This window comes from Sphingopyxis granuli NBRC 100800, assembly GCF_001591045.1.
GTDB lineage: Bacteria > Pseudomonadota > Alphaproteobacteria > Sphingomonadales > Sphingomonadaceae > Sphingopyxis > Sphingopyxis granuli.
In genome coordinates this window covers 1-25,999 of the sequence record NZ_BCUA01000013.1, presented here as the reverse complement: position 1 = coordinate 25,999, position 25,999 = coordinate 1, and the positions used below count along the sequence as shown (strand labels likewise).

The window sequence follows — 25,999 nt, the reverse complement described above, 5'->3', positions numbered from 1 at the left end:
CGGGCGCACCGGCAGGAGCTCCCCGGCGCGCCCGCCGTCCCGTCAGCGGAACCGCTTCGTCAGATTGAGGCCGATGGTGCGCGGCGGCGCGCCATGGGTGACCGTCAGCCCGCCGGTGTTCCCGCTGCTCGACTTGGTCGTGATCGCCTCGGCATTGAAGATGTTGTTCACATAGAGGTGCGCGCTCCAGTCGCCGTCGGGCGCCTGGATACCGAACCGCGCATTGAACAGGGTGTAGTCGTCGACCTTGCGGCGATAGGCGTCGGTCTTTGCCAGCGTCGAGTAGGACGAGCCGGCATAGGTGCCGTCGAACCGGACCAGCCCTTCGAGGGTGCTGCTGAGCGACCACAGATATTCGGCCGAGGCGCTGACGTTCCACTTGGGAACGAACGGCAGCCTGTCGCCCTTGCGGCCTGCCGCGATGACGATGGTGCTGACCTGATCCTCCGACAGCTTGGCGTCGGTATAGCCGACGTTGGCGATCAGCGAGAGACCGCCGACCGGCGACGCGTTGAGTTCCGCCTCGAGCCCCTTGATGCGCGCCGCGCCGACGTTCGAGATCAAGCCGAACACCGAGCCCGCGCCGGCGGTGCGCGCCGACACCTGCATGTTCGTCCAGTCGATCTGATAGCCCGTCAGGTTGAAGTAGACGCCGCTGATCGGCTGGCTCTTCAGGCCGAGTTCGTAGTTCCACAGGCTGTCGGCGGTATAGCCGGCGAGTGCGACCGGCAGACCGTTCGCCTGGTTGACGCCGCCCGGACGGAAGCCTTCGGCCGCTTGGGCATAGATCATCAGGTTGCGGCTGAACTCATAGGCGAGGTTGAACTTGAAGACGAAGCCGTTCTCCTTCGACCGCGCCTCTCGATAGGGGCTGGGCTTCGAGGCGTAGTGAATCTGCCCCTGATCGACGACGCCGCCGACCGTCTTGTCATATTCGTACCAGCGCGAACCGACGGTCGCGGTCAGTTTCTCGAAGAATTCATAGGACAGTTCGGCGAACAGCGCCTTCTGCTTCAGATGGTCGCTGATCGTGCGGTCGTAATAGATGTTCGCGGCCACGAAGGGCAGCAGCTGGCCGTTGCGCGGATCGGCGGCGAGCAGCGTCGAGCGCACCGTCGTCTTGCGATCCTCCATATAGCCGCCGACGGTCCAGTTGAACGGGCCGCCGTCGGTCGAGCTAACGCGGATCTCGTTCGACCAGTTGCGCACGCTCTGCGGCTGATACAGGCTCGAATAGAGGATCGTGTTGGTGAGATCGAGATAGGAAGCGAGTTCGGTCGCCGAGCAGGTCAGCGCGGTGTTGCCGAGCAGATATTGCGCGCAGCCGGCCGCCGTGGCGCGGCCGTTGAAATTGTCGCTGACGTCGCCGACGGTGATCTTGTCGCGGTCGAAATAGGTCGACACCGCGGTCAGCGCCACCGGCCCGAAGTCGTACCGCAGCGTGCCGCTGTAGATACGGTTCGTGTCGTAGTTGCCCGATTCGGACCGCGCGCTGGTGACGTGCCGTTGGCCGGTTTCGTAGAACCAGCGCGACGCATCGGTCGACACCTTCGAATAATAGGCGCCGAGGTCGATCGTCAGCTCGTCGGTCGGCGTGAAACGCAGCAACGCGCGGCCGCCGAGGGCATAGCCGTCGTTGATGTTCCTGGTGCCGTAAAAATTATTGTCGATGTAGCCGGCGAACTGCTGATAGCTGCCGACGACGCGCAGCGCGAGCTTGTCGGTCGCGATCGGCAGGTTGATCATGCCGTCGACCGAGGCGCCCGGGCTGCCGCCCTTCACCGCCGACAGATTCACCGACCCCGCGCCTTCGAGCGTGTCGGTCTTCGGCTTTTCATAGATGATGCGGACGGTGCCGCCCATCGAACCCGAGCCGTAGAGTGTGCCCTGCGGGCCACGCAGCACCTCGGCGCGTTCGACGTCGAAGACGCGGAAGTCGGGGGTGCTGCCCGCGGCGTCGCTCGACGTGCCGACCGATCCCGATACCGGCGATTCGTCGTAATAGATGCCCACCGTCGGTTCGCCCGCGCCAACGACGCCGCGCAGGATGACGCGCCGGTTGCCCGGGCCGTTGTCGACGATGCGCAGGCTGGGCGTGTCCGACGTCAGTTCGGTGAAGCTGGTGGTGCCCGCGCGCTCCAGCGAATCGCCCGTCACCGCCGAGATGGCGAGCGGCGTGTCCTGAAGGCGCGTGCCGCGCTTCAGCGCGGTCACAATGATTTCACCGCCCGTCGCCGCGCTCTGCGCGCTGTCGTTCTGCGTATCCTGTGCGGCCGTATCCTGTGCCATCGCCGGAGCGATTCCGGCGACGCCCATCGCCGAAACCATCAGTACGGCCCGTGTGAAACGGGCAACGCGACCAACGAAAATCTCACTGTCTCCCATGTTGCTAATCCCCTTTTTGCGAATTCCGACCGTGAATTCTTCAGTTATCGGATGCTATCATCGGGGTTTCCGAAGGTGCGTGGTATTTTCATCCGAAATCCGGATTTAATTCTCCGTTTTACGTGAAATTCGTCAATTCTTCGGGTCTGTTGGAAAATTTCCCGATAGATCATCATGATTCCGCCCTGACGGAGCGCCCCGCTCCGTCACCAATATGGGCAGACGGCCGATATCCGTGCCAAACCGGGGCGGAATCGCTCCTCTCGGCCGTCGTGAGGACGACTCGAAAGCGGCCCGAGTTGCGAGTCCGCGGCGGCGACAAGGGCGCCGCGCCTTGCTAGGCTATCGCCGGACGGTCGAATCGCGCCGAGCGGGGTCGAGCGGTTGCGCAGTCAGGGGAGAAACAGGGGCGTGGACATTCCGGACGATATTTTCACCGAGCCCGATCCGATCGACGCCGACACGCTGGCGCATCTGGGGCCGCTGCGCCGGCTGGCGGGCATTTGGGAAGGGCATCGCGGGGTCGACCTCAACCCCAAGGCCGAGGGACCCGAGCGGAAATCCTATTACGAGCGCATCGAGATGCAGCCGATCGACCCGCAGACCAACGGGCCGCAGCTCTTCTACGGCTTGCGCTATCATGTGCACATCAACACGCCCGACGAGGACATCGCCTTTCACGACCAGGTCGGCTATTGGCTGTGGGAGCCGGCGACAGGCCTTATCCTGCAGACCGTGGCGATCCCGCGCGGGCAGGTGGCGATCGCAGCGGGACACGCCACGCCGCAGGCGACGAAGCTGGTCCTGACCGCGGAACGCGGGCGGACCGACTATGGCATCTGTTCGACCACCTTCCTCGAACTCGCGTTCCGGACCGACAGCTATCGCATCGAGGTGAGCTTCCACCGCGACGGATCGTGGAGCTACATATCCGACACGAGCCTGATGGTGCGCGGACGCGATGTCGCGTTCCAGCACCGCGACCGGAACAGGCTGACCAAGATCGCCGAACCCGACCTCAACCCCTGGGCCAGGACCGTCAGGGACCGAAAGGCGGCCGCCGCGCCGCAACGGGCGGACTGACGCACGGTGGCGGCGGTCCTCCGAAGGATCGCCGCTTGGGTCAGGACCCTAGGTCCGCCGATACATCATCTGCCCCATCGTCCGCGACCGGCGCACCAGATAGCGCCCCGGCAGAATCAGGCCGGACCGCGCGCCGTCGCGCGTGACCATCATGCCGAACCGCGGAATCATCACGATCCAGGGCCGCCACTGGTAGACATCCCGATGAGCGCGTCGCCCGCCCATGACCTCTCTCCTCTCCTTGCCTTAAGCGCAAGGAAAGCGCGGGCCGGATCACGGCGCGAAACCGCGGCCCCGTCGGATCGGTGGGCGGTAGACGAAGTGATCGGCAGCGAAAACGACTCCGGAAAGCCCCGAGTAGCGGCGGCCGGGGCAAGGACGTTCATGACCCGTACGTAAGTTATTGAAAATTCTGAACTCGGAAGCGAACGACAATGTCCGCTTCGCGCTTCATCCCGGCTGTTTGCGTTGGCGTTACAGGTCATCTGAAACGGTTGCTTTGGGGAATATGTGTTCAAGTCCGTGGCTGGTCTTCGTCGGTGCAAGTGGGTCGACGCCGTCAGATGTCCGCACAATGTTGATCATCGCGTCCAAGGGAGTCGATCTGTCTTGCAAGCGCCGCGATGACGAGCGCAACATAGTCAGCCTTTCCTGCCGTGCGTGCGATGACCGGCAGGCCTGAGAGGAAGCCCGTCAGGCTCGAAATCATCAGCACCGCGCGCACCTGTGCCTCGGTCTCCGTCAGCTGCCCGCTCGTCGTCTGCACGATCAGATCGGTCGCAAGTTCGATGCCCGGGCGCCACAATTCGGCATAGAGAATCTCGAAGGCCGGACCGGGGCTTGCGATTTCGCGCTGGACGAACAGCGACGGATTCTGCGCCCCCGGGGTTGCGAGCAGGAAGCGCGCCAGCGCCGCAAACAGCCGCTTGAGCAGCGCGCGCGCTGCGTCGGGCGCCAGCGGTTCCTGCAGTGCGGCATAGGATGTCAGCGCCACGGCGCCCATGCCTTCGCGATAGCGCGCGACGATCGCGTGCGCGCAGGCGAGATAGAGGCCGCGCTTGTTGCCGAAATAATAGGTCAGCGCGGGCAGGTTCACGCCCGCCTCCCTGGCGATTTGCCGGGTCGTGACGCTGGCGAAGCCGCTGTTGCCGAACGCGGCGAGCGCGACGGCGAGGATGCGCGCGCGCGTCTCCTCGCCCTTGCGATAACCGTCGGAGGCGGTGCGGAGCGGGGTGGCCGGGGTTGCGGAGCGCGGCATCGGCGGTTCAATCCCTTTTGCTTGAATTTGTATCAATTGATATATATGATCGATGCCATCTCGTCGAGAGGGAGATGGATATTGATCACGCGCGCGACGCTCGACACTCTGTGGGCGAAGGTGGAATCGCAGCGGGATCGGGTGCCCGCGATGTACGGCAAGGTCGATTTCCGGGCCGTTCCCGAACGCTTCGCCGCGGCGCCGGGCGATCCGACCGCGCTGTCGGGCAAATATGACCGCGACCGCGATGCCCTGCTCGCCGATCCCGACCGGGTCGAATTCATCCGTGCCTATACGATGACCGGCGACGTGACCGCCGATGCCTATGCCGCGCTGATGCGCGAATATGGATTCCGCGCGCTGGTCGACATGCTGACGCGCGCTTGCGATGAAGGCGTCGAGAGCGTCCCGGGGGCACCGCCCGAACTGGTCGCCTTCATCCGCGACATGGAGCGGATTCCCGACTGGCTCGACATGACGCTGGTCGAGGAAGGCGCGCGGATCGACCGCAATTCGGCTGCCAATTTCGGCCCGTTCATCATTCGCGGGGCCTTCATCGCGACCTTCATGAACAAATATGCCGCGCTGCCGATGGCGATCACCGGCACGCTGTCGAGCCAGACCGCGGCGCGCCGCGTCAAGGATACCGCGACATTCTTCACCACCTCGCTGCTGCCGGGGGCGCTCGAACGTCATGGTCCCGGCTTCAAGGCCGCGGCGATGGTGCGGCTGATGCATTCGATGGTGCGTGCGAACGTGCTGCGGCGCCCGGACGACTGGGACATGGACGTCTATGGCATTCCGATCCCGCAGGTCGACCAGATGCCGGCCGGGCTGATCTCGGTCTTCCTGCTGTCGTACAGGATGATCGAGGAGGGGCGTCACGAATTCACCCGCGCCGAGCGCGCGACGGTCGAACTGGCCCGCTATCGCTGTTTCCTGCTCGGCCTGCCCGAGGAACTGCTCGCCGACACGCCGCAGGGGATCGTCGATCTGATGAACGCGCGGAGCGGCACGCTCCGCAGCGGCTATGACGACAGCACCTGCGGCGAACTGCTGCGCGCGACGATGGCGGCGGACCTGCGCGCCGACGATTCGCTGCGCGCGCGCCTGCACGAGATCTTCGAGCGCGCCTTTGCCAAGCTCTTCTTCGTCAAGAGCTTCATGGGCGGCGACAAGGCGAAGGCCGCGGCGATCGGCGTCCATCTCACCGCCGGCGACGTCGCGCTGGCGGCGATCGCCGGGCTGTTCATCTATGCCCGGGTTCGGCTTTATGCGCTGGCGGCCCATATTCCGGGATTGCGTGCGGTCGCCGACCGGCGGCTGATCGCCAAGCTCAAGGCGCAACTCGCGAGCTATGGCCATGCCGAATTCACCACCGACGCCGCGCAATACCGCCCGTCAGCGCCGCCGGTGCCCGCCGAATAGGCCGGCGCGGCCGCGCTAGGCGGCCACCGGGGTGAGAGCCTCCATCATCCGCACCGCCGCACTGTCGAGCGGACGAATGCCGAGTTCGGCGCGAACGCGCTCGATCGGGTCGGCGATGCGCTGGTGCCACGGAACCGCGATCAGCTCCTTCGTCGCGCGTCCGTGGCGCCAGCCGTCGAACATCACGGTCAGCAGCATGTCCATCATCGCCGGAGCGTGGACCGCGGCCTTGGACGCCACCGTCGCCAGGAAACGCGTCGAATAATTCTGGCCGAACTGCGCCATCTGAAAGCCGGAGATCGCGACCTCGCCCGCCGGGGTGAAGCCGTATCCGGCGACCAGATGCCAGATGTCGTGGAGCTGGAGGATGCGCCGGTTGGTCCGGTTCTGCGCCGGATAATCGCCCGGCAGGACGACGGTGTCGGCGTCGATCACCTCGATATCGTACCCGTTCGCGGTCAGCATCGATAGCAGATCATGCGCAAGGCTGTCGGCTGCATGGCTTTCCAGATCGGCGGTGGTCAGCCGCACCTCGGGCTGGGCGATCAGTTCGTGCACGCTGTCGAACTCGAGCAGCGCCGCCTCGCAGGCGTCGATCATCCGCTGGTCGTAGCGGCTGCCGAGCGCGACGACGGCGAGCGTCAGATCGAGTTCGCCCGCGGTCGGCGAGGGCGGCTCGGCAACGATCGCCCAATAATCGTCCCACAGCGCGCGCGGCAGCGCGATGCGCGGTTTGCCCTCGGTCGCCCACGGCAGCGCCGCCGCGATCTGCGTCGCGCGCGCGGCACCGTTGTCACTCGCCGCCGTGGCGGCTGCGATGGCGTCGAAGATCAGCACCTGCGCGACGGGATCGACGAAGGCAGCGGTCGTCATCAGGGCAGCGAGGCCCAGCGCCGGCTCCTCCGCCAGCGGCGGACGGGCCGTCTCGACCCAGGTTTCGAATTCCTTGCGCATCGACGGTTCGATCATCGCCATTCATCTCCCGAATTTCATCGATCGATCGATTACACTATAAGAGTAGAATGATCAACTTATATAGCTGGCACTTCGTGCGGCATTGATTATAAGCGGCCCATGGACGAACCTACCAAAGTCAGTTTCCCGAGGCGCGCCGCGGCGAAGGCGCGGACGCGCCAACGTATCGAGGAAGCCGCGCGTCGCCTGTTCGTCACGCTCGGCTATGCCGATGCGACGATGGCGGCGATCGCCGAAGCCGCCGATATCCACATCACCACGCTGTTCACCCATTTCGCCTCGAAGCGCGATCTGGCCGCGGCGATTGCGGTCACCGCGGGCACCCGGTTCGAAGCGGTGGTCGCGACGCATCGCGCACAGGGGGTGCCGGTGCTCACCTTCTGGCGCAACCAGGTGGTCCGGCTCGCGCACGCCTATGAGCGCGATGGCGATGGCCAGATCAACCTCGGCCGCGCGCTCGCGGGCGAACCCGAACTGCTGCCGGTGTGGTATGGGCATCAGCGGCTCCAGATCGATCTGATGACCGACTATATCGCCGACGAGCTCGGCATCGATCCGACGGTCGACCGCCGCGCGCAGATGGCCGCCGCGATGCTTGTCGCGGGCGGACGGATGGCGTTCGATGCCTGGATCGAAAGCGGTCGCGCGGGCGATCTGGTGGCCGAGAACGAACGCCTGCTCGACGCGGCCGAGGCGGTGCTCGCCCGCGGCCTGCCACTGACCCGGCGCGACGGCATCTAGCAAGGGTTCGACCGCAACGAGACCCGCGATCATTCCGCGGCAGCTTCGCCCAGTTGCCGGATATTTTCCAGATGGCGCGACCGGCTGATCGGATAATGGGCGAGGCAGAGGATTGCGATGGCGGTCGCGACCGACAGCGCCACGATATAGATGGTCGCCAGCCCGTGCAGCGCATCGGCACCGACCTGTCCCGGCCGGGCATTGTCGGGAAAACCGACGAAGGACAGCAGCAGCCCCGCGAGCATGATCCCCATGCCCGAAACCGCCTTGTTGACCATCGTCGCGGCCGAAAACAGCAGGCCTTCGGAGCGGCGGCCGGTCTCGAGCCGGATCTGGTCGGTCACGTCGGCGACCATCGACACCGCCAGGATGCCGCCCGCGACCGTCGTCATCATGCTGAAGGCGAATTGCCCCATCAGCAGCCACAGCAGCAGCGGATCGCCGTTGGCCGGAAACAGGCCGACAAGACGCAGGATCAGCGGGACGACACTCGATATCAGCGACAGGCCGAACATGAGCATCGCCGCCGGCTTTTTGCCGAAACGCGCCGACAACGGCAGCACGACGACGAAGGCGAGCAGAATGCCCGCAACCGCGGTCGATGCGACGGTGGCGATCTGACTGGCGCTGAGTTCCCAGAAATAGGTCGAGAAATAGACGCCCAGCGACAGGTTGAGTCCTGACGCCACGGCGAAGAACAGGCTGGCGAGCAGGATGGAGACATAGGCGGGGTGAACCAGTACGCCGAGCATCTCGCGCAGCATCCGTCCGACCGGAACCTTGACGACCGGTGGCGGCGGCGGGCGTTTCAGCACCTCCCTCTGCGTCCCCAGCGAGGAGACAAGGACCGACAGCAGCATGATCGCCGCCGCCGCCCAGGCATAGGTGACATAGCCGCCCGCGTTGAGATGGCCGACCGGTTGCGTCGGCGTCGGCCGCAGGAAATAGCCGAAGGTCACGACCGTCATCCCGATGCCGCCGCACACGCCGAAGAAATAGCGCGCGGCAACCAGCTTGGTGCGCTCGTCATAATCGCTGGTGAATTCGGCAAGCAGCGCGGTCGAGGGGATCTCATAAAGGCTGATCGAAAAGCGCACGAGGATGGCCGTGGTGACGAGCCAGGCGAACTGCGCGCCATGCGCCATCCCGGGCGGCGTCCACAGCAGCAGATAGAAAAGTGCGATGGGAAAAGCGGCGGCATACATGAAGGGGTGCCGGCGGCCCCAACGCGTCCGGACATTGTCCGAATATTGTCCGAGCAACGGATCGAACAGCGCGTCGGCGATCATCGCGATCATGATCGCCGTTCCCACCCAGGCCGCCGGAAGTCCGACGACCTGGTTGTAGAACAACATCAGGAGCGCGTTGAAGCCATGGTCCTTGATGCCGAAGGCGATGGTGCCCGAACCATAGAGAAGCCGGGTCCTGAACGGCAGGGCATCGGCCGGACGTGCGTCGGTCCTGCTCACGCGAGCGGCCTATCGGAACCGGACTTCGAGCTGGAGGCCATAGGTTCGCGGCGGGGTCAGCGAATAGGATTGCGCAACCTCCAACGTCGGCGACGACGCGAGCAAATTGCCCTGCGCGCTGTCATATCCCTTGCTGTCGAACAGATTCTTGACGAAGGCAACGACGCGATAGCGATCGCCCGTACCGGTCCAGATCGCGCGCAAATCGACCTGATCCCAGGAAGGCATCTGGTTGTAGGGGCGATTGAAGATGTTGCTGTAGGCCGAACTGCGCAGCACATAGTTTCCCGACAGCGAAAGGGTGCCGGGTTCGAAGTCGATGCTGTACATCGCATTGAGCGCCAGCTTGTGGCGCGGCGTGTCGGACAGCCGCGCGCCCGCGACGCTTTGCGGCTGCTGGCCATTGACTGACGGTCCCGACGGCTGCGCGCCGGGCTGTACCGCCAGCGGGTCCTGCCCATCGACGAAGCAGCATCCGTCGCCGATCCGCGAATGGCCGTAGCCATAGTTGAACGACAGTTGCAGCGGATCGGCGGGCTGCCACGCGAGCTCGAACTCGGCGCCATAGCTTTGCGAGCTTTTGAGGTTGAAGAACTGGGTGAGTTGCGCACCGCCCGGCTGCGACACCGTCAACGGCACCTGAAGCCCCTGATAATCATAATAGAAGCCGGCCAGATTGACGCGCAGCCGCCGGCCGATTGCATGCTTGTAGCCCGCTTCGAAAGCGTCGACATGCTCCGCTCCGGTCTGCGGCAGCACCGAAATGCCGCCGGCATTGAACCCGCCCGACTTGTAGCCGCGGCTGTAGCGGAGGAAGGCAAGCTGGTCGTCGCCGGGTTGCCATTCGACCGCAATGGTCCCGGTCAGCGCGTCCCAGCTGTTCGCCAGCCCGCGCCGCGCAATGCCCGTTGCGGGATCGATGGTCACGGCCGACGCGACCCCCGGTGCGGGGAGCGCGGAGATTTGCGACGCGGTGATGTCGAGCGCCGGAGTCGCCGAACCATAAAGGTCGGGCGAGAAGCCGCCGCAGCCGAAGCAGAGAATGCGGAAGGATTCGTCGCCGCTCTTCCTGTCATGCGTATAGCGCAACCCGGCCGTGATGCGCAGCGCGTCGGTGAAGCGATAGTCGACCTGACCAAAGACCGCCGACGATTTGGTGGTCAGCGTCGAGGCGGCATAGACGAAATCGCCGAGCGGGTTGGCGGGGCCGTTGGCCGGCGCGCGCAGTTGCAGCTGGTTGGGCGCGTTGAAGTGCGATTCCTGTGTCAGCGTCTCCTGATAATAATAGACGCCAGCGACCCATTGCAGCGGTCCGTCGGTGTTCGACGTCAGGTTGAGTTCGCCGCTGCCGAAGCTCTTGTCGTTGTGCAGATTGAGCTGCGTCGACGGAAAGGCGGTGAGCGGTGTGCAGCCGGGAATGAAGGCGCAGACGCCGCCGCCCGGGGCAAGCGGAAAAGCGTAGGAAATCACGCTCGTCCCATCGAGTTCGTATGTGTTGTCGATACGATATTTCTGATAGCCGCCGAGCAGGCGGACGTCGAAGGTCGGCAGCGACCATTTGATATCGCCCGTCGCGCCGAAATTGCCGCGCAGGCGCTCGGTCTGCGTCGTATCGGCGCTGAAGCGCCGGATGTCGGTCGCGCCGGGCGGCACCGGATCGGGATCGAGAGCGACGACGCCCGGAATCAGGTAGCCGAACGCCGCGCCCGGCGTGATCGCACCGGTCGGATAGGGAGCGAAGTCATAGGCGCCGATGCGGTTGAGCGGGTGCGGATTCAGGTCGCTTCGGCCCGAGAATATCTTGGCCCAGGCCGTCACGTCGGGTCCGAGGTCGGCCTCCAGCTGCAATTCGACATAGCGGCGCTCGCCGCGGCCGCCCTCGCTGATCCCGCCGGCCTCATTCTTGAAATAGCCGCGTCCCTGCTTGTGGTACCCGCCCGCCAGCCGCGTGCGCAGCCCCCTGGTCAGTGCGCCCGACGCCGATGCCTCGATCGTGTAGAGCCCATAATTGCCGACGGTGCCGCGCAGGTCGGCGCTGAAGTCCTCGGTCGGCCTTTTGGAGATCGCGTTGATCGCGCCGCCGATCGAGTTGCGGCCATAAAGCGTGCCCTGTGGGCCGCGCAGCACTTCGATGCGATCGATGAAGAAATCGGACGCCGCGATCGAAGTGGTCGAGGCGTCATAGATGCCGTCCGTATAGGTCGAAACGCCGGGATCGCTGCCGTTGGTGTTGGTCTGGCGCCCGATGCCGCGGATGAACACGCGATCATTGCCCGCCGAATAGCTCAATCCGGGCGTGAAGTTGGCGAAATCCTGCAGCGTGTCGATACCGGCGAGTTGGCGCGCATCGGACGTATAGGCCGATATGGCCAGCGGCACTTCCTGCAGATTGGCCGTCCGCTTTTCGGCCGTGACGACGATTTCGGTCAGGCCCGGGCCGTCTTCCGTTGCGGAAGGCCGGCTCCCGGCCGTCGTCGTACCCTGCGTCTGAGCCGCAGCCGGCATCGCCATGAATGCGACGCCCGCAAACATCCAAGATATATTTCGCATACCACGCCTCTCCCGCCGCCAGCGATCCTGCTGGTCGATTATTGGCGCGATGGGCCCGCTTCACCGGGCCCACGCTATGTACGGCGAAATGCCATTGCGGCATTCCCCGTCACCATCGTTATAGGTGTTTCATATATTAGTCTATAATAGTATATTTAACATCGCGATTTTATCGCTGGGAAAGCCATTCCCGGCGCATTTGCGGGGATTGCCCGGCGATGGCAGGAGCATCTTATCTCATTGGAAAAGCAAGACGACATCGCCACGGCGATTTCGATGTTCGCACATGTTGCAATGGCGTAATATATTTTTCTATTATGATAGAATCATCGTGATTGGTCACGGCCGACACGACCATCGCCACGAAGCGGGCGAGGTATAAGGGAGACAGGAATGAACGGAGTTTCGCGCGCCATGGATCGGCGGACGGTCTCGACGGGCGGCATTAGCGAGGGTCAGGGCTGATGGCTTCCACCGCCCGGACGCTTACCGAACTGAACGCGCGCGCCCTCCCCGACTGGTATCAGGACGCGAAGTTCGGGATTTTCATCCATTGGGGCGCGTTCGCCATCCCCGGCTTTGCCCCGCGCCTTGGTTCGATCGGCGAAGCCTTCGCCAGGGACTATGACCGGGCGGTCGCGATGGTGCCCTATACCGAATGGTATTGGAATGCGATCAAGGTTCCGGGAACGCCTTCTGCCGAATTCCACCGGGCGCATTATGGCGATGCGCCCTATGAGGATTTCAAGCAGCCGTTCGAGGCGGGACTCGACCATTGGGACCCCGCCACCTGGGCGGAGGCGTTTCGCGACGCCGGCGCGCGTTATGTCGTGCTCGTCACCAAGCATCACGACGGGCTTTGCCTGTGGCCCAGCCAGATCGCGAACCCGCATCAGGCGGGATGGACGACCGGACGCGACATCGTCGGCGAGCTCGCCGCGGCGGTGCGCGCCGCCGGGCTCCGCTTCGGGGTCTATTATTCGGGCGGGATCGACTGGACCTTCAACCGGCGCCCGCTGCGAACGCTCGGCGACTTCATCGCTTCGACGCCCAGTGGCGACTATCCGGCCTATGCGATGGCGCAGGTGCGCGAACTGATCGACCGCTATGAACCGTCGGTGCTGTGGAACGACATCAGCTGGCCCACGCGGCCCAGGCCGCTGTACCGGCTGTTCGCCGACTATTATCGTGCGGTGCCCGACGGCGTGGTCAACGACCGCTGGGTGGCGGCCGGCCTGCAGCGCGACCTGCTGAAAATTCCGCTGGTGCGGCGCTATGTCGACCGGAAGATCAAGGCGGCGATCGCCAGGCAGGGTCCCGACGCATCGCAGGGGATCATTCCGCCGGAAATTCCGCACAGCGATTTTCGGACGCCCGAATATGCAGCCTTCGCCGAAATCCAGGAGAAGAAATGGGAAGCGACACGGGGGATGAGTCACAGCTTCGGCTTCAACCGCAACGACGACGAAAGCGACTACGCCAGCGCCGATACGCTGCTCCACGATTTCATCGATGCCGTGTCACGCAACGGAAATCTGCTGCTGAACATCGGGCCGCGCGCAACTGACGCGGGCATACCCGACGAACAGCTTCGTCGCCTGAAACGCTTCGGCGCATGGCTCCGCGCAAATGGCGACGCCATCTACGGCACGCGGCCATGGACGCAATCGGATGGCGAGACCGAATGCGGGCTTGCCGTCCGCTTCACCGCCGCACCGGGGCGCGTGAACCTGATCGTCAAGGGGCCGGTGGCCGACACGCGGCTGGTGATCAAGAATCTGGCCCTCTCGGGCAAGGGGGTCCGCCTCGGCGATGGCAGCCCGGTCGAGATCGAGGCGCGCGGCCCCGATCTGCAACTGACCTTCGCTTCTTCCTGCGTCGACACTGTCGGCACGGCTGTTTCCGTCGCGGTTTAGGGTAGCAAGACGACCGAAGTCGTCACGGTCAGCGTCGGGCACCCGGCGGTTTTTCCAAACGGTTTCACAAAGGGTGAAAATCGTTGCACACGTCAGGGCGCCATGCGGCGCCGGTGTCGCCCCGGACTGACGGTGCCTTGTCACGGATTGTCGGTGGATTTATTTTTCTGGCCCAGGAATTCGACGATCCGGCGCATGGCCAATGTCGCGGGGAAATGAGGGTTGGTACAGATGGCGAATTTTCGCAGCGCCCAGGTCTCATCTAGGTCGATCAAGCGCAGTCCAAGCGAATAGGCCAGGTTGCGAGCGGCGACGACCGGCAGGATGCCAATCCCGAAACCGGATTGGACCATCCGGCAGACGCCATCGAAGCTGTCGACTTGCGCGCGGATCTGTAAAGGCATGCCGGTCGTGGTGGCAACCGATTGCAACAGGCGAGTCATCGATGCGTTATCCTCCAGCACGACGAAGCTTTCGTCATGGAGGTCAGCGAATTGCATCCTGTCGATACCTTCGCGAAAGTTGCTCGGCGCCGCGATCGCGAGCCTGTCTTCCTTATACGGAACCGTGTCCAGGCCGTCGGTAATCGTGCCCGCCATGACGATCCCGACATCAGCCAGGCCTTCACGGATAAGCGAAACGATGTTGCCGGTGTAGGCTTCGCGCAGATCCACTCGCGTGTCGGGATAGGTCGCCGCGAACCGTGACAGATCCTCCGGCAGAAATTGGGCGATCGCCGACGTGCACGCGTGGAGTTTGACGGTTCCGATGAGACCGCTGGCATAATCCACGAGATCGCGCGTCGCGATGTCGAGGCGCCTGAACACGTGGTGGGCATGGTCCAGCAGAACCCGGCCGGCCGATGTCGCCTCCACCCCGCGCCCGGTCCTGTCGAACAACCGCGCGCCATAATATTCTTCCAGGTTCTTGATCCGCCGGCTGGCCGCGGCGAGCGCGATGTTCATCTCGTTGGCGGCCTTGGAAATACTTCCGAGCTTCGCCGCCAGAACGAAGAGATTGAGCGATTCAAGATTTACCTGGTGTCGGCCACGCATCAACTTAGCCCGTCCGGTTGAAGAACTTTGATACGATCTATCACGGCGGGAAGCCGGGTGCACCTGCGACGCCAGGTTTCCCCGGAGGCGGGACACCCCGATGGTGCGAACCGGGAATCAACATGCCGTCAGGAAGTCGAACCCTTGGCCGGGTCGTATACCTTGGCATTATAATCGACGTTCTTCGACATGATTCCGCGCGTATCGATGAGGGTGCCAAGCGTCTGCATGTTATGCGCGTGGCTGAGTTGATGATAGGCAAATGCAGTCTGCATCGCTCCCGCCCGTCCCTGCGCGTCTTGAGCCGCATTGACTGCCTCTTTGGCCAGCTTGAGAGCGAACAAGGGCTTCCTGGCGTCGCGGCGTTGATGGCTCGGGTCCAACCGGGCCGTCTGTTGCCGGCCACATTCCTTATCGGTGCCGTCGCGCTGGCACCGGGGCTGCGCGATCACGGAAATTTCACAACGACGGTTGCCGTCCTCGCGTTCATCAGTTTCTTCATTGATGGAGCGTTCAGCGGAATTATCGGGTTCGGTGCATGGATATTTCCGAGCCGCATCCGCGCCACGGCAATTGGTGTCACGACCGGCATGGGCCGCTTTTCGGGCGGGACGCTCGGCCCCATGGCAGGCGGCATGATGCTCGATCGCGGCTTCGGCCTACCTGCGATTGCGACGATCGCCGCGATGCCTTTGCTGATGGCCGGTCTTCTGGTCGCAATCGCAGCCGGCATACACCGACGCGGAAATGCATGAGCATGAAAATTGCGATTGTCGAAGCAAGCGCACGTGATGGAACGTGAGCTGCGGTGCTGCGATGGGTGGCCCGCCGACGCGTGTTGCCGTTGCGTTATTCGCCGCATTCGAAAGACGCGCAAGCGACCTCTCGTTCATTCTGGCTGATGGACGCAAGTCCATGCGCATCCCTTCATGCGGCGCACTATTTCAGGCGCTGCGGAAGGCCAGCGAATATCATCTGCACCTCCTGGACAGCCGCAGCGACGGCCTGGTTCGTCCGACCGGCTTCGTCGCGGAAGCGACGCGCCAGTACGTTGTCCGGCACGATCCCGAGGCCGACCTCGTTGGCGACGAGGATGAGTTGGCCCTCGAACCGCCCAATGGCTTCGCAAAGCTCGCGCGTCGCGGCTTCGCAATCGGCCTCCGCCAGCATGAGGTTGGATATCCAGATGGTGAGGCAATCGACCAGGACGACGGCGTCCGCGCCATCGGCGGCGTCGAGCGCGGCGGCGAGATCATGCGGCGCCTCGACCGTTTGCCATCGTTCGTCTCTGTCCGCCCGGTGGCGCGCGATACGGTCGCGCATCTCCGCGTCATGGGCTTCCGCCGTGGCGATGAAGATGTGCCGGCCCGCGATCGCTTCGGCGCGCGCCTGTGCGTATCGGCTCTTTCCCGATCGCGCGCCGCCCAGCACGAAAAGGCTTCGTCCGGTCATGCGCTCCCCTTCCCCCTTCCCGCCGGCGCGAGCAAGCCGCCGACATCGCCATGCCGCGCATCGAAATCGGCATGATAGTCGCGACCGCTCGCCGTGACCCCGATGTGGCCCAGCAGCGCGCGGCGCCGGTCGACGGAGGCGAAGAGACCGTGCAGACAGGAACCCAGCACCGATTGACCGACGTCGGACCCGGTCGCCTGCAGCATCACAGCACCCATTCGGCACCCCCCGCGAGAAGCCAGAGCAGCGCGCAGGCGCCGAGGTAGAGACGCAGCGCCCGGCGGATGTCGAGGCTCGACGGCGCGCGCGCTCCGTCGCCGATCCAGGGCTTGTCGTGCAGGACGCCGTCATAGGCGACCGGGCCCGCGAGGCGCAGCCCGAGCGCGCCCGCCATGGCCGCCTCCGGCCATCCGGCGTTGGGCGAGGCGTGCTTACCGGCGTCGCGCCGCAGGATGCGCCAGCCGCCGCCGCCCGCGAGGCAGATCAGCAGCGCCGACAGGCGGGCGGGGATGAGGTTGAGCAGATCGTCGGCGCGCGCCGCCGCCCAGCCGAAGGCGCGCCAGCGTTCCTCGCGGTGGCCGATCAGGCTGTCGGCGGTGTTGACCGCCTTATAGGTCCAGACCCCCGGCAGCCCCAGGACCAGCAGCCAGACGACGGGTGCGGTCACGCCGTCGCAAAAGCTTTCCGCAAGGCTTTCGATGGCGGCGCGCGAGATGCCGCCTTCGTCGAGTGCGGCGGTATCGCGGCCGACGATCGCGCCCACGGCGGCGCGGGCGGCGGGCAGACCTTCGCTATCGAGAGCATCGGCGACGGCGCGGACATGGTCGAACAGGCTGCGCTGCGCGATCGCCGGCCAGGCGAGCAGCGCCACGGCCGCCCACCCGAACGCGCCCAGCCGTTCGAGCAGCAGCGACTGGACGAGCCAGGCCGTCCCGCCGACCAGCCCGGCCAGCAGCAGGACGGTCAGCAGCCCCAGCAGGCGGCGCGTGCCGAAGCGTCGTTCCGGTCCGTTCCAACGCCTCTCGGCGGCGTCGATCAGCCGCGCGAACCATCCGACCGGATGCCCGGCCAGCCGGTAGAGGGTACGCGGCCAGCCCAGCGCGGCGTCGAGCCCCAGCGCCGCCAATGTGACCGGATCAGCCATCGGCGAGGGCGGCCTTCAGCCGCAGGAGCGCTGCGTCGTCCCCCGGAAGGCCGAAACGCAGCCATTGCGGCTGTTCCGCAAAGGGCCGCGTCAGGATGGCGCGGCGCGCCAGCCGTTCGAACAAGGCGCGCGCGTCGGCGGTCTCGACGAGCCGGAACAGCGGGCATGCACCGACCGGCATATATCCGGCCTCCCGCAACAGCGCATCGAGCGCGGCTGCCTGCTTCGGCAGGCGGCGGCGCGTGGCGGCAATCCAGTCCGCGTCGGCGTAGGCGGCGGCGCCGATGGCCACGGCGGCGGCGGACACCGACCAGGCGCCGAGCAGGGCGCGCAGATCGCGCAGGAACGGCTCCGGCCCCAGCACGAAGCCGAGCCGCACCCCGGCCAGCCCGAAGAATTTCCCGAAGGAGCGGAAGAGGATCAGGCGCGCGTCGTCGCCCACCGCCGGTGCGAGGCTCAGCGCGGGATCGACATCGGCGAAGGCTTCGTCGACCAGCAGCCAGCCCGTCCCGCCCCGGCTCGCGAGCAGGTCGCGAAGCGTCGCGGGCGTGACGGTCCGGCCGTCGGGATTGTTGGGATTGGCGAGGATTATGCTGCCGCCATGCCGCCCGATTGCGTCTGCACCCGTGGCCATTGCGTCCGGAATCATCTCGCCGTGCGTGCGATAGCCGGGTGCAGCGTATCGGGCCTCGCCGCCGATCAGCGCGCCGGCGAGGCGGAGGCCGATCTCGGTTCCCGGGACGGCGCAGACGTGGCGCGCGGCGACGCCGAAACAGGAGGCCGCCACGGCCTCCAGCCCGGCGATGGCGCCGCGTTCGGGAAGGCGCCGCCAGTCGGTGTCGACGCGCTCCGTATCGGGCCAGGGGTTGGGGTTGATCCCCGTCGACAGGTCGATCCAGGGATCGTCGCCCGGGCCGAACCGACGCTTCGCGGCCGACAGGTCACCGCCGTGCCATGTCCACGGCTCGCTCATGCGACTTGCAGCCACAGCAGCGCTGCGAACAGCGACAGGCTTTCGGTCACTTCGATTCCGGCGCCATGGCCGTCGCCCGACACGCCGCCGATCGCGCGGCGCAGCCACCACCCCCAGCCGAGCAGGAAGAGGGGTGTAGCGAGAAGCGCGGGCGACCAGCAGGAAGCCGCCGCGAGCAGCGTGCCCCACAGCAGGAGATCGCCGATGCGGACGCCGCCGCGAAAGCGAGAACCCAGCCCCGCGTGAAGATCGGGCAGCCACCGCGACCAGCCGAGCGGCCCCGTTCGCGCCGCGAAGGGGACGAGGGCGATGGCGAGGAAGGCCTGCGACTCGATCAGGGCATGGAGCAGAACCAGCTTGGCGACCAGTTGCAGGACGATTGCAACGATCGCGAAGCTGCCGACATGGGGATCGGACAGGGCGGCGATCATGCAGTCGCGATCCTTGTGCGCCGCGCCGCGCGCATCGGCGATGTCGCCCAGCCCGTCGAGATGAAGCGCCCCGGTGACGCCCACCCACAGGAGCAGCGCGAGCAAGGCTCCCGACCAGCCGTCCAGCCTGCCGCCGCCCCATGCGGCCGCGGCGACGATCACGCCGACGAGGAGCCCGACCGCCGGAAACCAGCGCATCGAGGCCGCGAATTCCGCGCTGGAAACGGCCGCCAGACGCGGCGTCGGCAACCGCGTCAGGAACTGGATGGCGATCAGCAATCCCTTCATGGGCGCAGGCCGGTAATCTGCGCGACCGGCGCGTCGCCCGGCCACAGGCGCAGCGAGACGAGGACGCCATATGGCAGGTCGAACGACCATATAGGACGCCGTTCGAAGCCGCAGAGGATGTGCAACGCCGCGCGGATCGCGCCGCCGTGTGTGACGACGAGCGTGGGGGCCGGTTCCAGCCCGGCGACGGCGCGCGACACGCGCGCGACGAGCGCCGACCAGCGTTCGCCGCCCGGCGGCGGGTTGGCGTCGGGATCGTCCCAGAAACGGGCCATCGCCTCGCGGTCGATCTCTTCGGCCGCGCGGCCGTCCCACGCGCCGAAATCGATTTCGCGCCAGCGGGGGTCGACGGCGAGCGGCCGGCCGATGGCCGCTCCGATTGCTTCGCCCGCCAGCCGGCAGCGCCGCAGGTCCGACGCGATCAGCCGTTCGACGCCGACGGTGCGCGCCTGCGCGACGCAGGCGGCGATTCCTTCCATGGTCGGCGCGCTGTCGGTCCGGCCCAGCAGCAGCCCCGGTCGCTCGGGCGCGCCATGGCGCAGCAAATGGAGCGCGAAGCCGGTCACAGCGACGCCGACACTGCGGCCTCGGCAAAGGTCGCCATCCGGTCGTGCGCGGCGAGTGCCGCGCGGACGACCCCGGCCGCCACCGCCGCCCCGCTCCCTTCGCCGAGCCGCATCCCGAGCGACAGCAGCGGATCGAGCCCAAGCTTTTCGAGCAGCAGCACATGGCCGGGCTCGGCCGAGCAATGGCCCGCGATACAATGGTCGGCGATCGCCGGATTGTCCGACGCCAGCGGCGCGATCGCCGCGCAGCAGATGAAGCCGTCGAGAAGGACGGGAACGCCCAATTGCCGCGCCCGCACCGCCGCACCGGCGATCGCCGCCGTCTCGCGGCCACCGACGCGGCGCAGCGTCTCGAACGCCGAACGCCCGGCATGGGCATGGACGGCGACCGCGCGCTCGACCACCTCGGCCTTGCGCGCCACGCCCTGAGTATCGACGCCCGTGCCGGGGCCGACCCAGTCGGCAGCCGTGCCGCCGAAGCTGCGCGCGCATAGCGCGGCGGCAGCGGTCGAATTGGCGATCCCCATTTCACCCAGCACGATCATGTCGATCCGCTCGTCAACGACCGCCGCCCCGGCGTTGAGCGCGTCGAGGCATTCGGCCGGGGTCATCGCCGGCCCGGCCGTGAAGTCGGCGGTCGGCCGGTCTAGGTCGAGCGCGACGATCTTCAATTCCAGTCCGGCGGCGGCCGACAGCGCGTTGATCGCCGCGCCGCCCGCCTCGAAATTGGCGACCATCTGAGCCGTGACGGTTGAGGGAAAAGCGCTGACGCCGTGCACGGCGACGCCGTGATTGCCGGCGAAGATCGCGGCGCGCGCGCGGTCGAGGCGCGGGCGCGCGCGCGACTGCCAGCCGGCGAAGAAGATGGCGATGTCTTCCAGCCGCCCCAGCGATCCGGCGGGCTTGGTCAGCGTCATCTGGCGCGCGCGGGCCGCCTCTTGCGCTTCGCCGTCGATATTCCGCGGACGCGCCAGCGCGACCTCGAAATCCGCGATCGAGGCAAAGGCGGTCATTCGGCGACGAATCCCGGCGGCGGAACGCGGACGAGGAAATGTCCCTTCACGCCTTCCGGCCAGTCGGCATAGGCGACGCGGCCTTCGGCGCTGGCGGCATGATGCACGGCATAGTCGAGAATTGCGCGCGCCGCCGCTTCGTCCGGCGTGAAGCGGCCGAGCACATAGCCGACCTTCCCCGGCGCACGGATATGGATCGCGCAATATTCCTTGCAGGCGAACAGGCAGGGCATCTCTTCCACCGCGATCCGCGCATAGGCGGGCTCGCTGCGGGCAAGTCCGCGCAGCAGCCCGGCGAGCCGCGCCCCGCCGCGCACGCCCTCTTCATCCTCGCGCGCATCCTCGCCGTGACGGCAGGTGTTGCACACGATGACGGAGGGGCCGTCGGCGGCGGGGCGAAGCATCGTCACGCGGCCTGCGGTCTCGACACGTTGGCGGGCACGTCGAGGCTGAAGCCCGCGCGCGTCAGCAGGGCCTGCGCCGCCAGCAGTCCGGCGAAGATCGCGCCATAGCGCACGAACTGGCGCAGCAGCACTTCACCCGAAAAGGCCGCCCAGCCATGGTCGAGCAGCGCCACCCAAGCGAGAATGCCGAGTTTGAAGCCGACGAAGGCGGCGGTGTAGCTGGCGCTCATCCGCACGGCGGCGGGGCGGCTGCGCATCGAGCGCGCGACGGCCTCCGCCGACAGCAACGAGACGACCGCCGCCATGCCGAGCGCGAACGGCCACGCCGGGTTGCCCGTCTGATGCATGAAATAGGTCACGGCCTGCGCGGCGAACCAGGCAACGAACATCAGCATCAGTCCGATGCGACGCGGCACGTGCGTCGCGGCCAGCGCGGCCAGCGACGGAAAGGGCGTTGCACAGGCCAGAATCATCGAGGCGACGGTGCTCACCCCGGCCATGGTGCCGACCCAGACATTGCGCGCGAGAGCGGTAGAAGGCGTCTTCATATTCTTCTCCTCTGGCTGAAAATGCGGGCGCATCAGAAGCGTCCCCGGAAACCGGCGTAGATGGCGCGGCCTAGTGTGCCGTAACGGTAGGCCGTCATATAATTCTCATCGAAGATGTTCTCGGCACGCGCGAAGAAGCGGACATTCTCCGACAATCTGAATTCGGCGCGCAGGTCGATAAGCGTGTAATCGTCGAGGACGATGCTGTTCGACGCATTGTCGAAGCTCTTGCCGGACCAGCGCAATGCCGCTCCGACGTCGAGACCGAAGGGAAGAGCATAGCCGACCGACGCATTGGCCGCGTGGCGCGGACGGCGCGGCAGGTCCCTGCCGAAATTGGTCGCGCCCGGCGAACGATCCTCGGCCACGATCCAGCTATAATTGCCGTCGAGCGTCAGCGCGCCCAGCGTCAGCGCCGCCGTCGCCTCGATCCCATGCGCCTCGCCGCGCGCGACATTGGAATAATAGCCCGAACGGCGCGTGGAATCGCCAGGGACCAAGCAGAGCGGATTGGGCGTGGTGGGCGAGCAGGAATTGAAGATGATCTGCCCGGTCGTGGTGCGATCGAACCAGACCCCGCCAACCGTCAGAGCGCGGCCGAACAATTGCTGCTCGATCCCTGCTTCCCAGCCATGCGCTTCCTCCGGGTCGAGCGCGACATTCCCATATTCGCTGAACATCTGATACAGCGTCGGCGCCTTGAAACCTTCGCCATAGCTCGCGCGCAGGATGGTCCCGGTCGGCAGCCGCCAGACACCGCCCGCCGCAAACAGTGTCTGCCCGCCGAAACGGTCGTGATCGTCATGGCGGACGCCGCCGTTGATCGTCAGCCCGTTCAGGGGCTCGACGCTGAGCTGGCCATAAAGGCTCGTCACGTCCGCCTTGCCGATCGCGAAGTCGGGAAGGGGCGTCGCCAGCGAACCCGAAGGCGAGCGGCTGCGGAACCTCGACCGTTCATTCTCGACGCCGAAGACCGCGCTGACGCCGCGCGTGACATCGATATTGCCCTGATATTCCCAGCGCCGATTCTCTCCCTTGGCCTGAAGGCTGACGGGACGGGCGCGTAGCGGCCCGTAATTGCTGCGATCGGTGTCGGTGTAGGAATAGGAAATCCGGTTGCGGAAACGCCCATCCAACAGGTCGAAGTTGGCGCCGGCATAGCTCACGAATTCCTCGTTGAGCGCGTAGTCCGGCGTATCGCCGCTCGTCGAATCGAGGTTGACGCGCGCCGTGGAATAATAACCGCGCACTTCGACGCTGAGGTTCGAAGCCAGCGCCAGTTCGGCGCGGCCCGTCACGCTGCGGTTGCGATAGCCGTCGCGCTCGCCGCCGCCAAAGGCTGGGGCGATCGCCGAAATGCCGTCGGTGGTGAAGCTTTGCCCACCAATGCGCCAGCTCAGTGGGCCCGTGCGGCTGCCGATCGCGGCGCGCGCGCTGACCGTGTTGCGCGACCCGGCCTCGATGTCGAAGCTGCCTTCCAGCGGTTTTTCGGGGATGGCCGTGACGATATTGACAACGCCGCCGATCGCCTGGCTGCCCCACAGGATCGACTGCGGACCACGCAGGATTTCGATCCGCTCCATGTCGCCGACCAGCAGGTTGGCGAAATTATAGCCGCCGCCGGCCGCCGCCGGATCGTTGAGCTTCACGCCATCGATCACGACAACGGTATGATCGGACTCGGCGCCGCGGATGCGGAGCGATGTCGCGGTGCCATAGCCGCCGTTGCGCGAGATGGTGATGCCGGGCGTGCGCAACAGCAACTCGGTGGCGCCGATATCCTGCGACCGGTCGATCGCCGCCTTGTCGAGCACGGTGATCGTCGACGGCACCTCGTCGAGTGCGAGCGGCGCGCGCGTCGCGGTGACGACGATGCTGTCCTCTTCGGACGTCGCGGCGGCGTTGGCGGCTTCTGCGGCCGATACGGGAAAGCCGGCTGCAAGTGCCGCCAGTGAAATGGAACTTCGAACAATAACACGGAACATAGGATACCCCATCGACAAGACCATTCGGTCGCTGGGTCGATGGCGGCCCACCCTGATAGGCGAACGACATCGGCCCGCGCGGCCGCGCGGTCACCTTTGTCGTCTGTCGGGTTCACCCCCGTCCGCCCGGCACACCCTGTCCGCGCGAAAGACGACGGCGACGGGCAGGTCTCCTGGCTCGCGGGTCGACGCCGGTCCGGGCCGCCTTCTCAGGACCGATGGTCCCAATGGCATATGGCCCGATGGCTCTCCGCTTACAGTTGCAGGGGCAGCAGGGGTTTCGCACCCCATTCCCTTTCAATCCCCTTTCGGGGAACCTGTCGCGGCCTGCTCGTTAGGCAAATCGCGTCAGGCGATCAAGTGAAAGAAGCTGCCCGTCACAGGACCGGCGCGATGGCCGGCGGGGCCGAGATCGCGACCTGCCGCGTCGGTAAGCCGGGCGAAGGGGGTGCCTTCGTTCGTCGATGTGATGGTCGCATGATGATATTCATGCCCCCACAGCGGCGTTTCGGCATCGGCGAAGCGCGTCGGCGCGAACAGCCGCGCCTGCCGATAGCCGAGCGACATCTTCCTTTTCGCGAAGCTGGTATCGACCGGCAGCAGCCCCACCATCGGATGTACGATGCCGTCCGCATCCTCGGTGCTGCGGCCGAGCAGCATATAGCCGCCGCACTCGCCATGCACCGGCGCGCGCGCCGCGAAGGCGCGCAGCCCCGCCATGAAGCGCGCATTGCCCGCCAGCCTGCCCGCGTGCAGTTCGGGATAGCCGCCGGGCAGCCAGCAGGCGTCGCAGTCCATCGGCGGCGCCTCGTCGGCGAGCGGCGAGAAGCTGCAAATCTCCGCGCCCGCATCGCGCCACCACGACGCCAGATGCGGATAGAAGAAGGCGAAGGCATCGTCGGCGGCGAGGGCGATGCGCTGCCCCGGCGGACGCAGGCGCGGTCGGACGGGCGAGGCCGGAGAGGTCGCACGCGCCGCCGCGCGGATCGCGGCGAGGTCGCAATCGCGCGCGACGATGGCCGCGACGGCGTCGATCCGCTCGTCCAACGCGCCGTCTTCGCGCGCCTGCACCAGCCCGAGGTGGCGCGAGGCGACCGCCAGCGCTGGATCGCGGCGGATCATGCCGAACAGCGGCAGGTCGAGCGCGTCGAATCCTTCGGCGATCATCGCGGCGTGACGGTCGCTCGCAACGCGGTTGACGATGACTCCGGCCACCGGCGGCGCGCCGGGAAAGGTCGCGAGGCCATGCGCGACTGCCGCGACGCTCTGGCCCGCGCCCTCGGCATCGACGACGAGCAGGACCGGCCAACCCGTCAGCCGCGCGACCTCGGCCGCCGTACTGCTCCGGCCCGCGCCATCGAACAACCCCATCGCGGCTTCGGCGACGACCAGATCGGCGCCGCAGGCCGCCTGCGCCGCCAGCCCCTTCAGCATCGCCGGCGTCATCGCGAAGCCGTCGAGATTGACCGAGGATCGCCCGGTCGCCACGGCGTGAAAGCCGGGGTCGATATAGTCGGGTCCGCATTTTGCCGCAGCGACGCCGAGTCCTTCGCGCAGGAAAGCGCGCTGCAGCCCGATCGCGACGAGCGTCTTGCCCGCCCCCGAGCGCGGCGCCGCGACCAGCAGTCCCGGCGCGAGTTGGCCGCTCAAAACTCTATTCCCCGCTGCGCCTTCACGCCCGACCGGAACGGGTGCTTCACCTGCACCATCTCGGTGACGAGGTCGGCGGCTTCGATCAGCGCCTCGGGCGCATTGCGGCCGGTGACGATGACATGCTTCATCTCGCCTCGATCGAGCAGGCCCGCGACCACCTCGTCGACGGGCAGATATTCGTAGCGCAATACGATGTTGAGTTCGTCGGCGACAACCATCGCGATGTCGGGATCGGCGATCATCCGCTTCACCTCGTCCCATCCGGCGCGCGCCCAGGCGATGTCGCGCGCACGGTCCTGCGTGTCCCAGGTGAAGCCTTCGCCCATGACCTTGTGCTCGACCTGCCCGGGAAAGGCCGAATAGACGGCCTTCTCGCCAGTCGCCCAGCCGCCCTTGATGAACTGGACGATGCCGACCTTCATCCCGTGCCCCAGCGCGCGGCACACCATGCCGAAGGCGGCAGTCGACTTTCCCTTGCCCTTGCCGGTGTGGACGATCAGCAGGCCCTTTTCCCGCGTCTTGTCGGCCATGATCTTGGCTCTTGCAGCCTGCCGCTTGCGCGCCTTTTCATTGTGGCGCTCATTGATTTCGTCTTCGGTCATCTTTCCCTCCGGGCACGACGTCGCTCTGGCGCGGCGCCGTCCGGCACCGCACCGCTGATTTTCGTCGCCCGAACGGGTGA

Annotated in this window: 25 protein-coding genes and 1 riboswitch; of the genes, 5 read left to right on the top strand and 20 right to left on the bottom strand. The window is 66.2% G+C overall.

What is annotated here, in order from left to right:
- Positions 1 to 42: 42 nt before the first annotated feature.
- Positions 43 to 2,328 carry a TonB-dependent receptor gene (locus tag SGR02S_RS05135; protein WP_234002472.1) on the bottom strand — a complete coding sequence of 762 codons (2,286 nt, stop codon included), beginning with the start codon at positions 2,326 to 2,328 and terminating at the stop codon, positions 43 to 45.
- Positions 2,329 to 2,796: 468 nt separating this feature from the next.
- Between SGR02S_RS05135 and SGR02S_RS05130 the strand changes: the two genes are divergently transcribed.
- A complete protein-coding gene (locus tag SGR02S_RS05130) occupies positions 2,797 to 3,468 on the top strand; it encodes an FABP family protein (RefSeq protein WP_067106352.1) in 672 nt (223 codons plus the stop codon).
- A 48-nt stretch (positions 3,469 to 3,516) separates the two neighbouring features.
- Here the strand turns inward: SGR02S_RS05130 and SGR02S_RS19965 are convergent, their stop codons facing one another.
- Together SGR02S_RS19965 and SGR02S_RS05125 are read right to left on the bottom strand one after the other, a co-directional pair.
- A complete protein-coding gene (locus SGR02S_RS19965) occupies positions 3,517 to 3,693 on the bottom strand; it encodes a hypothetical protein (protein WP_156482979.1) in 177 nt (58 codons plus the stop codon).
- Between the two features lie 334 nt (positions 3,694 to 4,027).
- Positions 4,028 to 4,726: a CerR family C-terminal domain-containing protein gene (locus SGR02S_RS05125; protein WP_067106350.1), complete on the bottom strand. Its 699-nt coding sequence runs from the start codon at positions 4,724 to 4,726 to the stop codon at positions 4,028 to 4,030.
- Between the two features lie 45 nt (positions 4,727 to 4,771).
- Here SGR02S_RS05125 and SGR02S_RS05120 point away from each other — a divergent pair, with 45 nt between their 5' ends.
- Positions 4,772 to 6,154, top strand: a complete 1,383-nt coding sequence (locus tag SGR02S_RS05120) for an oxygenase MpaB family protein (protein ID WP_067106418.1) — start codon at positions 4,772 to 4,774, stop codon at positions 6,152 to 6,154.
- A 15-nt stretch (positions 6,155 to 6,169) separates the two neighbouring features.
- Here the strand turns inward: SGR02S_RS05120 and SGR02S_RS05115 are convergent, their stop codons facing one another.
- Complete coding sequence (locus tag SGR02S_RS05115) at positions 6,170 to 7,129, bottom strand: Coq4 family protein (RefSeq protein WP_067106348.1); 960 nt, start codon at positions 7,127 to 7,129, stop codon at positions 6,170 to 6,172.
- A gap of 99 nt (positions 7,130 to 7,228) precedes the next feature.
- Here SGR02S_RS05115 and SGR02S_RS05110 point away from each other — a divergent pair, with 99 nt between their 5' ends.
- Complete coding sequence (locus SGR02S_RS05110; protein WP_067106346.1) at positions 7,229 to 7,870, top strand: TetR/AcrR family transcriptional regulator; 642 nt, start codon at positions 7,229 to 7,231, stop codon at positions 7,868 to 7,870.
- A 29-nt stretch (positions 7,871 to 7,899) separates the two neighbouring features.
- On the opposite strand, the gene SGR02S_RS05105 is transcribed toward SGR02S_RS05110, so the two are convergent.
- Both SGR02S_RS05105 and SGR02S_RS05100 read right to left on the bottom strand, forming a co-directional pair.
- Positions 7,900 to 9,339 carry an MFS transporter gene (locus SGR02S_RS05105; protein ID WP_067106344.1) on the bottom strand — a complete coding sequence of 480 codons (1,440 nt, stop codon included), beginning with the start codon at positions 9,337 to 9,339 and terminating at the stop codon, positions 7,900 to 7,902.
- 9 nt (positions 9,340 to 9,348) lie between these two features.
- Positions 9,349 to 11,850, bottom strand: coding sequence for a TonB-dependent receptor (locus SGR02S_RS05100; RefSeq protein ID WP_169799645.1), 2,502 nt, complete (start codon positions 11,848 to 11,850; stop codon positions 9,349 to 9,351).
- A 503-nt stretch (positions 11,851 to 12,353) separates the two neighbouring features.
- Between SGR02S_RS05100 and SGR02S_RS05095 the strand changes: the two genes are divergently transcribed.
- Complete coding sequence (locus SGR02S_RS05095; RefSeq protein WP_067106341.1) at positions 12,354 to 13,805, top strand: alpha-L-fucosidase; 1,452 nt, start codon at positions 12,354 to 12,356, stop codon at positions 13,803 to 13,805.
- A 140-nt stretch (positions 13,806 to 13,945) separates the two neighbouring features.
- Here the strand turns inward: SGR02S_RS05095 and SGR02S_RS05090 are convergent, their stop codons facing one another.
- Positions 13,946 to 14,860: a LysR family transcriptional regulator gene (locus tag SGR02S_RS05090; protein WP_067106339.1), complete on the bottom strand. Its 915-nt coding sequence runs from the start codon at positions 14,858 to 14,860 to the stop codon at positions 13,946 to 13,948.
- A 128-nt stretch (positions 14,861 to 14,988) separates the two neighbouring features.
- Complete coding sequence (locus tag SGR02S_RS19525; protein WP_212598507.1) at positions 14,989 to 15,204, bottom strand: hypothetical protein; 216 nt, start codon at positions 15,202 to 15,204, stop codon at positions 14,989 to 14,991.
- 21 nt (positions 15,205 to 15,225) lie between these two features.
- Between SGR02S_RS19525 and SGR02S_RS05085 the strand changes: the two genes are divergently transcribed.
- On the top strand, positions 15,226 to 15,615 hold the full coding sequence (locus SGR02S_RS05085; RefSeq protein WP_169799644.1) for an MFS transporter: 390 nt from the start codon (positions 15,226 to 15,228) through the stop codon (positions 15,613 to 15,615).
- A gap of 184 nt (positions 15,616 to 15,799) precedes the next feature.
- On the opposite strand, the gene cobU is transcribed toward SGR02S_RS05085, so the two are convergent.
- From cobU to cobO, 12 genes are all read right to left on the bottom strand, one after another.
- Positions 15,800 to 16,312, bottom strand: a complete 513-nt coding sequence (gene cobU / locus SGR02S_RS05080) for a bifunctional adenosylcobinamide kinase/adenosylcobinamide-phosphate guanylyltransferase (RefSeq protein WP_067106333.1) — start codon at positions 16,310 to 16,312, stop codon at positions 15,800 to 15,802.
- On the bottom strand, positions 16,309 to 16,518 hold the full coding sequence (locus SGR02S_RS05075; protein WP_067106332.1) for a hypothetical protein: 210 nt from the start codon (positions 16,516 to 16,518) through the stop codon (positions 16,309 to 16,311). The genes cobU and SGR02S_RS05075 overlap by 4 nt, the downstream gene beginning before the upstream one ends.
- On the bottom strand, positions 16,518 to 17,456 hold the full coding sequence (gene cbiB, locus SGR02S_RS05070) for an adenosylcobinamide-phosphate synthase CbiB (RefSeq protein WP_067106331.1): 939 nt from the start codon (positions 17,454 to 17,456) through the stop codon (positions 16,518 to 16,520). Before cbiB ends, SGR02S_RS05075 begins: the two co-directional genes overlap by 1 nt.
- A complete protein-coding gene (locus tag SGR02S_RS05065) occupies positions 17,449 to 18,429 on the bottom strand; it encodes an aminotransferase class I/II-fold pyridoxal phosphate-dependent enzyme (protein WP_067106330.1) in 981 nt (326 codons plus the stop codon). Before SGR02S_RS05065 ends, cbiB begins: the two co-directional genes overlap by 8 nt.
- Positions 18,426 to 19,148 carry an adenosylcobinamide-GDP ribazoletransferase gene (locus SGR02S_RS05060; protein ID WP_067106329.1) on the bottom strand — a complete coding sequence of 241 codons (723 nt, stop codon included), beginning with the start codon at positions 19,146 to 19,148 and terminating at the stop codon, positions 18,426 to 18,428. The genes SGR02S_RS05065 and SGR02S_RS05060 overlap by 4 nt, the downstream gene beginning before the upstream one ends.
- Positions 19,145 to 19,714, bottom strand: a complete 570-nt coding sequence (locus tag SGR02S_RS05055; protein ID WP_067106328.1) for a histidine phosphatase family protein — start codon at positions 19,712 to 19,714, stop codon at positions 19,145 to 19,147. Before SGR02S_RS05055 ends, SGR02S_RS05060 begins: the two co-directional genes overlap by 4 nt.
- Positions 19,711 to 20,727 carry a nicotinate-nucleotide--dimethylbenzimidazole phosphoribosyltransferase gene (cobT, locus tag SGR02S_RS05050; protein ID WP_067106327.1) on the bottom strand — a complete coding sequence of 339 codons (1,017 nt, stop codon included), beginning with the start codon at positions 20,725 to 20,727 and terminating at the stop codon, positions 19,711 to 19,713. Before cobT ends, SGR02S_RS05055 begins: the two co-directional genes overlap by 4 nt.
- Positions 20,724 to 21,131, bottom strand: a complete 408-nt coding sequence (locus SGR02S_RS05045) for a DUF1636 domain-containing protein (protein WP_067106321.1) — start codon at positions 21,129 to 21,131, stop codon at positions 20,724 to 20,726. Before SGR02S_RS05045 ends, cobT begins: the two co-directional genes overlap by 4 nt.
- Before the next feature lie 2 nt (positions 21,132 to 21,133).
- Positions 21,134 to 21,679 (bottom strand): hypothetical protein, encoded by a 546-nt coding sequence (locus SGR02S_RS05040; protein WP_067106320.1) that lies wholly within the window; start codon positions 21,677 to 21,679, stop codon positions 21,134 to 21,136.
- Positions 21,680 to 21,711: 32 nt separating this feature from the next.
- Positions 21,712 to 23,664, bottom strand: a complete 1,953-nt coding sequence (locus tag SGR02S_RS05035) for a TonB-dependent receptor plug domain-containing protein (RefSeq protein ID WP_082796970.1) — start codon at positions 23,662 to 23,664, stop codon at positions 21,712 to 21,714.
- Positions 23,665 to 23,810: 146 nt separating this feature from the next.
- Positions 23,811 to 24,000: riboswitch (cobalamin riboswitch) on the bottom strand.
- 12 nt (positions 24,001 to 24,012) lie between these two features.
- Complete coding sequence (locus tag SGR02S_RS05030; protein ID WP_067106315.1) at positions 24,013 to 25,314, bottom strand: cobyrinic acid a,c-diamide synthase CobB; 1,302 nt, start codon at positions 25,312 to 25,314, stop codon at positions 24,013 to 24,015.
- Positions 25,311 to 25,919: a cob(I)yrinic acid a,c-diamide adenosyltransferase gene (gene cobO / locus SGR02S_RS05025; protein ID WP_067106313.1), complete on the bottom strand. Its 609-nt coding sequence runs from the start codon at positions 25,917 to 25,919 to the stop codon at positions 25,311 to 25,313. Before cobO ends, SGR02S_RS05030 begins: the two co-directional genes overlap by 4 nt.
- Between the last annotated feature and the right edge of the window lie 80 nt (positions 25,920 to 25,999).

Excerpts from the sequence above, each read along its gene's own strand:
- SGR02S_RS05135 (WP_234002472.1), bottom strand. The coding sequence starts at position 2,328 with ATGGTTTCGGCGATGGGCGTCGCCGGAATCGCTCCGGCGATGGCACAG.
- SGR02S_RS19965 (WP_156482979.1), bottom strand. The coding sequence starts at position 3,693 with ATGGGCGGGCGACGCGCTCATCGGGATGTCTACCAGTGGCGGCCCTGG.
- SGR02S_RS05125 (WP_067106350.1), bottom strand. The coding sequence starts at position 4,726 with ATGCCGCGCTCCGCAACCCCGGCCACCCCGCTCCGCACCGCCTCCGAC.
- SGR02S_RS05120 (WP_067106418.1), top strand. The coding sequence starts at position 4,772 with ATGATCGATGCCATCTCGTCGAGAGGGAGATGGATATTGATCACGCGC.
- SGR02S_RS05115 (WP_067106348.1), bottom strand. The coding sequence starts at position 7,129 with ATGGCGATGATCGAACCGTCGATGCGCAAGGAATTCGAAACCTGGGTC.
- SGR02S_RS05110 (WP_067106346.1), top strand. The coding sequence starts at position 7,229 with ATGGACGAACCTACCAAAGTCAGTTTCCCGAGGCGCGCCGCGGCGAAG.
- SGR02S_RS05100 (WP_169799645.1), bottom strand. The coding sequence starts at position 11,850 with ATGGCGATGCCGGCTGCGGCTCAGACGCAGGGTACGACGACGGCCGGG.
- SGR02S_RS05095 (WP_067106341.1), top strand. The coding sequence starts at position 12,354 with ATGGCTTCCACCGCCCGGACGCTTACCGAACTGAACGCGCGCGCCCTC.
- SGR02S_RS05090 (WP_067106339.1), bottom strand. The coding sequence starts at position 14,860 with ATGCGTGGCCGACACCAGGTAAATCTTGAATCGCTCAATCTCTTCGTT.
- cobU (WP_067106333.1), bottom strand. The coding sequence starts at position 16,312 with ATGACCGGACGAAGCCTTTTCGTGCTGGGCGGCGCGCGATCGGGAAAG.
- SGR02S_RS05075 (WP_067106332.1), bottom strand. The coding sequence starts at position 16,518 with ATGCTGCAGGCGACCGGGTCCGACGTCGGTCAATCGGTGCTGGGTTCC.
- cbiB (WP_067106331.1), bottom strand. The coding sequence starts at position 17,456 with ATGGCTGATCCGGTCACATTGGCGGCGCTGGGGCTCGACGCCGCGCTG.
- SGR02S_RS05065 (WP_067106330.1), bottom strand. The coding sequence starts at position 18,429 with ATGAGCGAGCCGTGGACATGGCACGGCGGTGACCTGTCGGCCGCGAAG.
- SGR02S_RS05060 (WP_067106329.1), bottom strand. The coding sequence starts at position 19,148 with ATGAAGGGATTGCTGATCGCCATCCAGTTCCTGACGCGGTTGCCGACG.
- cobT (WP_067106327.1), bottom strand. The coding sequence starts at position 20,727 with ATGACCGCCTTTGCCTCGATCGCGGATTTCGAGGTCGCGCTGGCGCGT.
- SGR02S_RS05045 (WP_067106321.1), bottom strand. The coding sequence starts at position 21,131 with ATGCTTCGCCCCGCCGCCGACGGCCCCTCCGTCATCGTGTGCAACACC.
- SGR02S_RS05040 (WP_067106320.1), bottom strand. The coding sequence starts at position 21,679 with ATGAAGACGCCTTCTACCGCTCTCGCGCGCAATGTCTGGGTCGGCACC.
- SGR02S_RS05035 (WP_082796970.1), bottom strand. The coding sequence starts at position 23,664 with ATGTTCCGTGTTATTGTTCGAAGTTCCATTTCACTGGCGGCACTTGCA.
- cobO (WP_067106313.1), bottom strand. The coding sequence starts at position 25,919 with ATGACCGAAGACGAAATCAATGAGCGCCACAATGAAAAGGCGCGCAAG.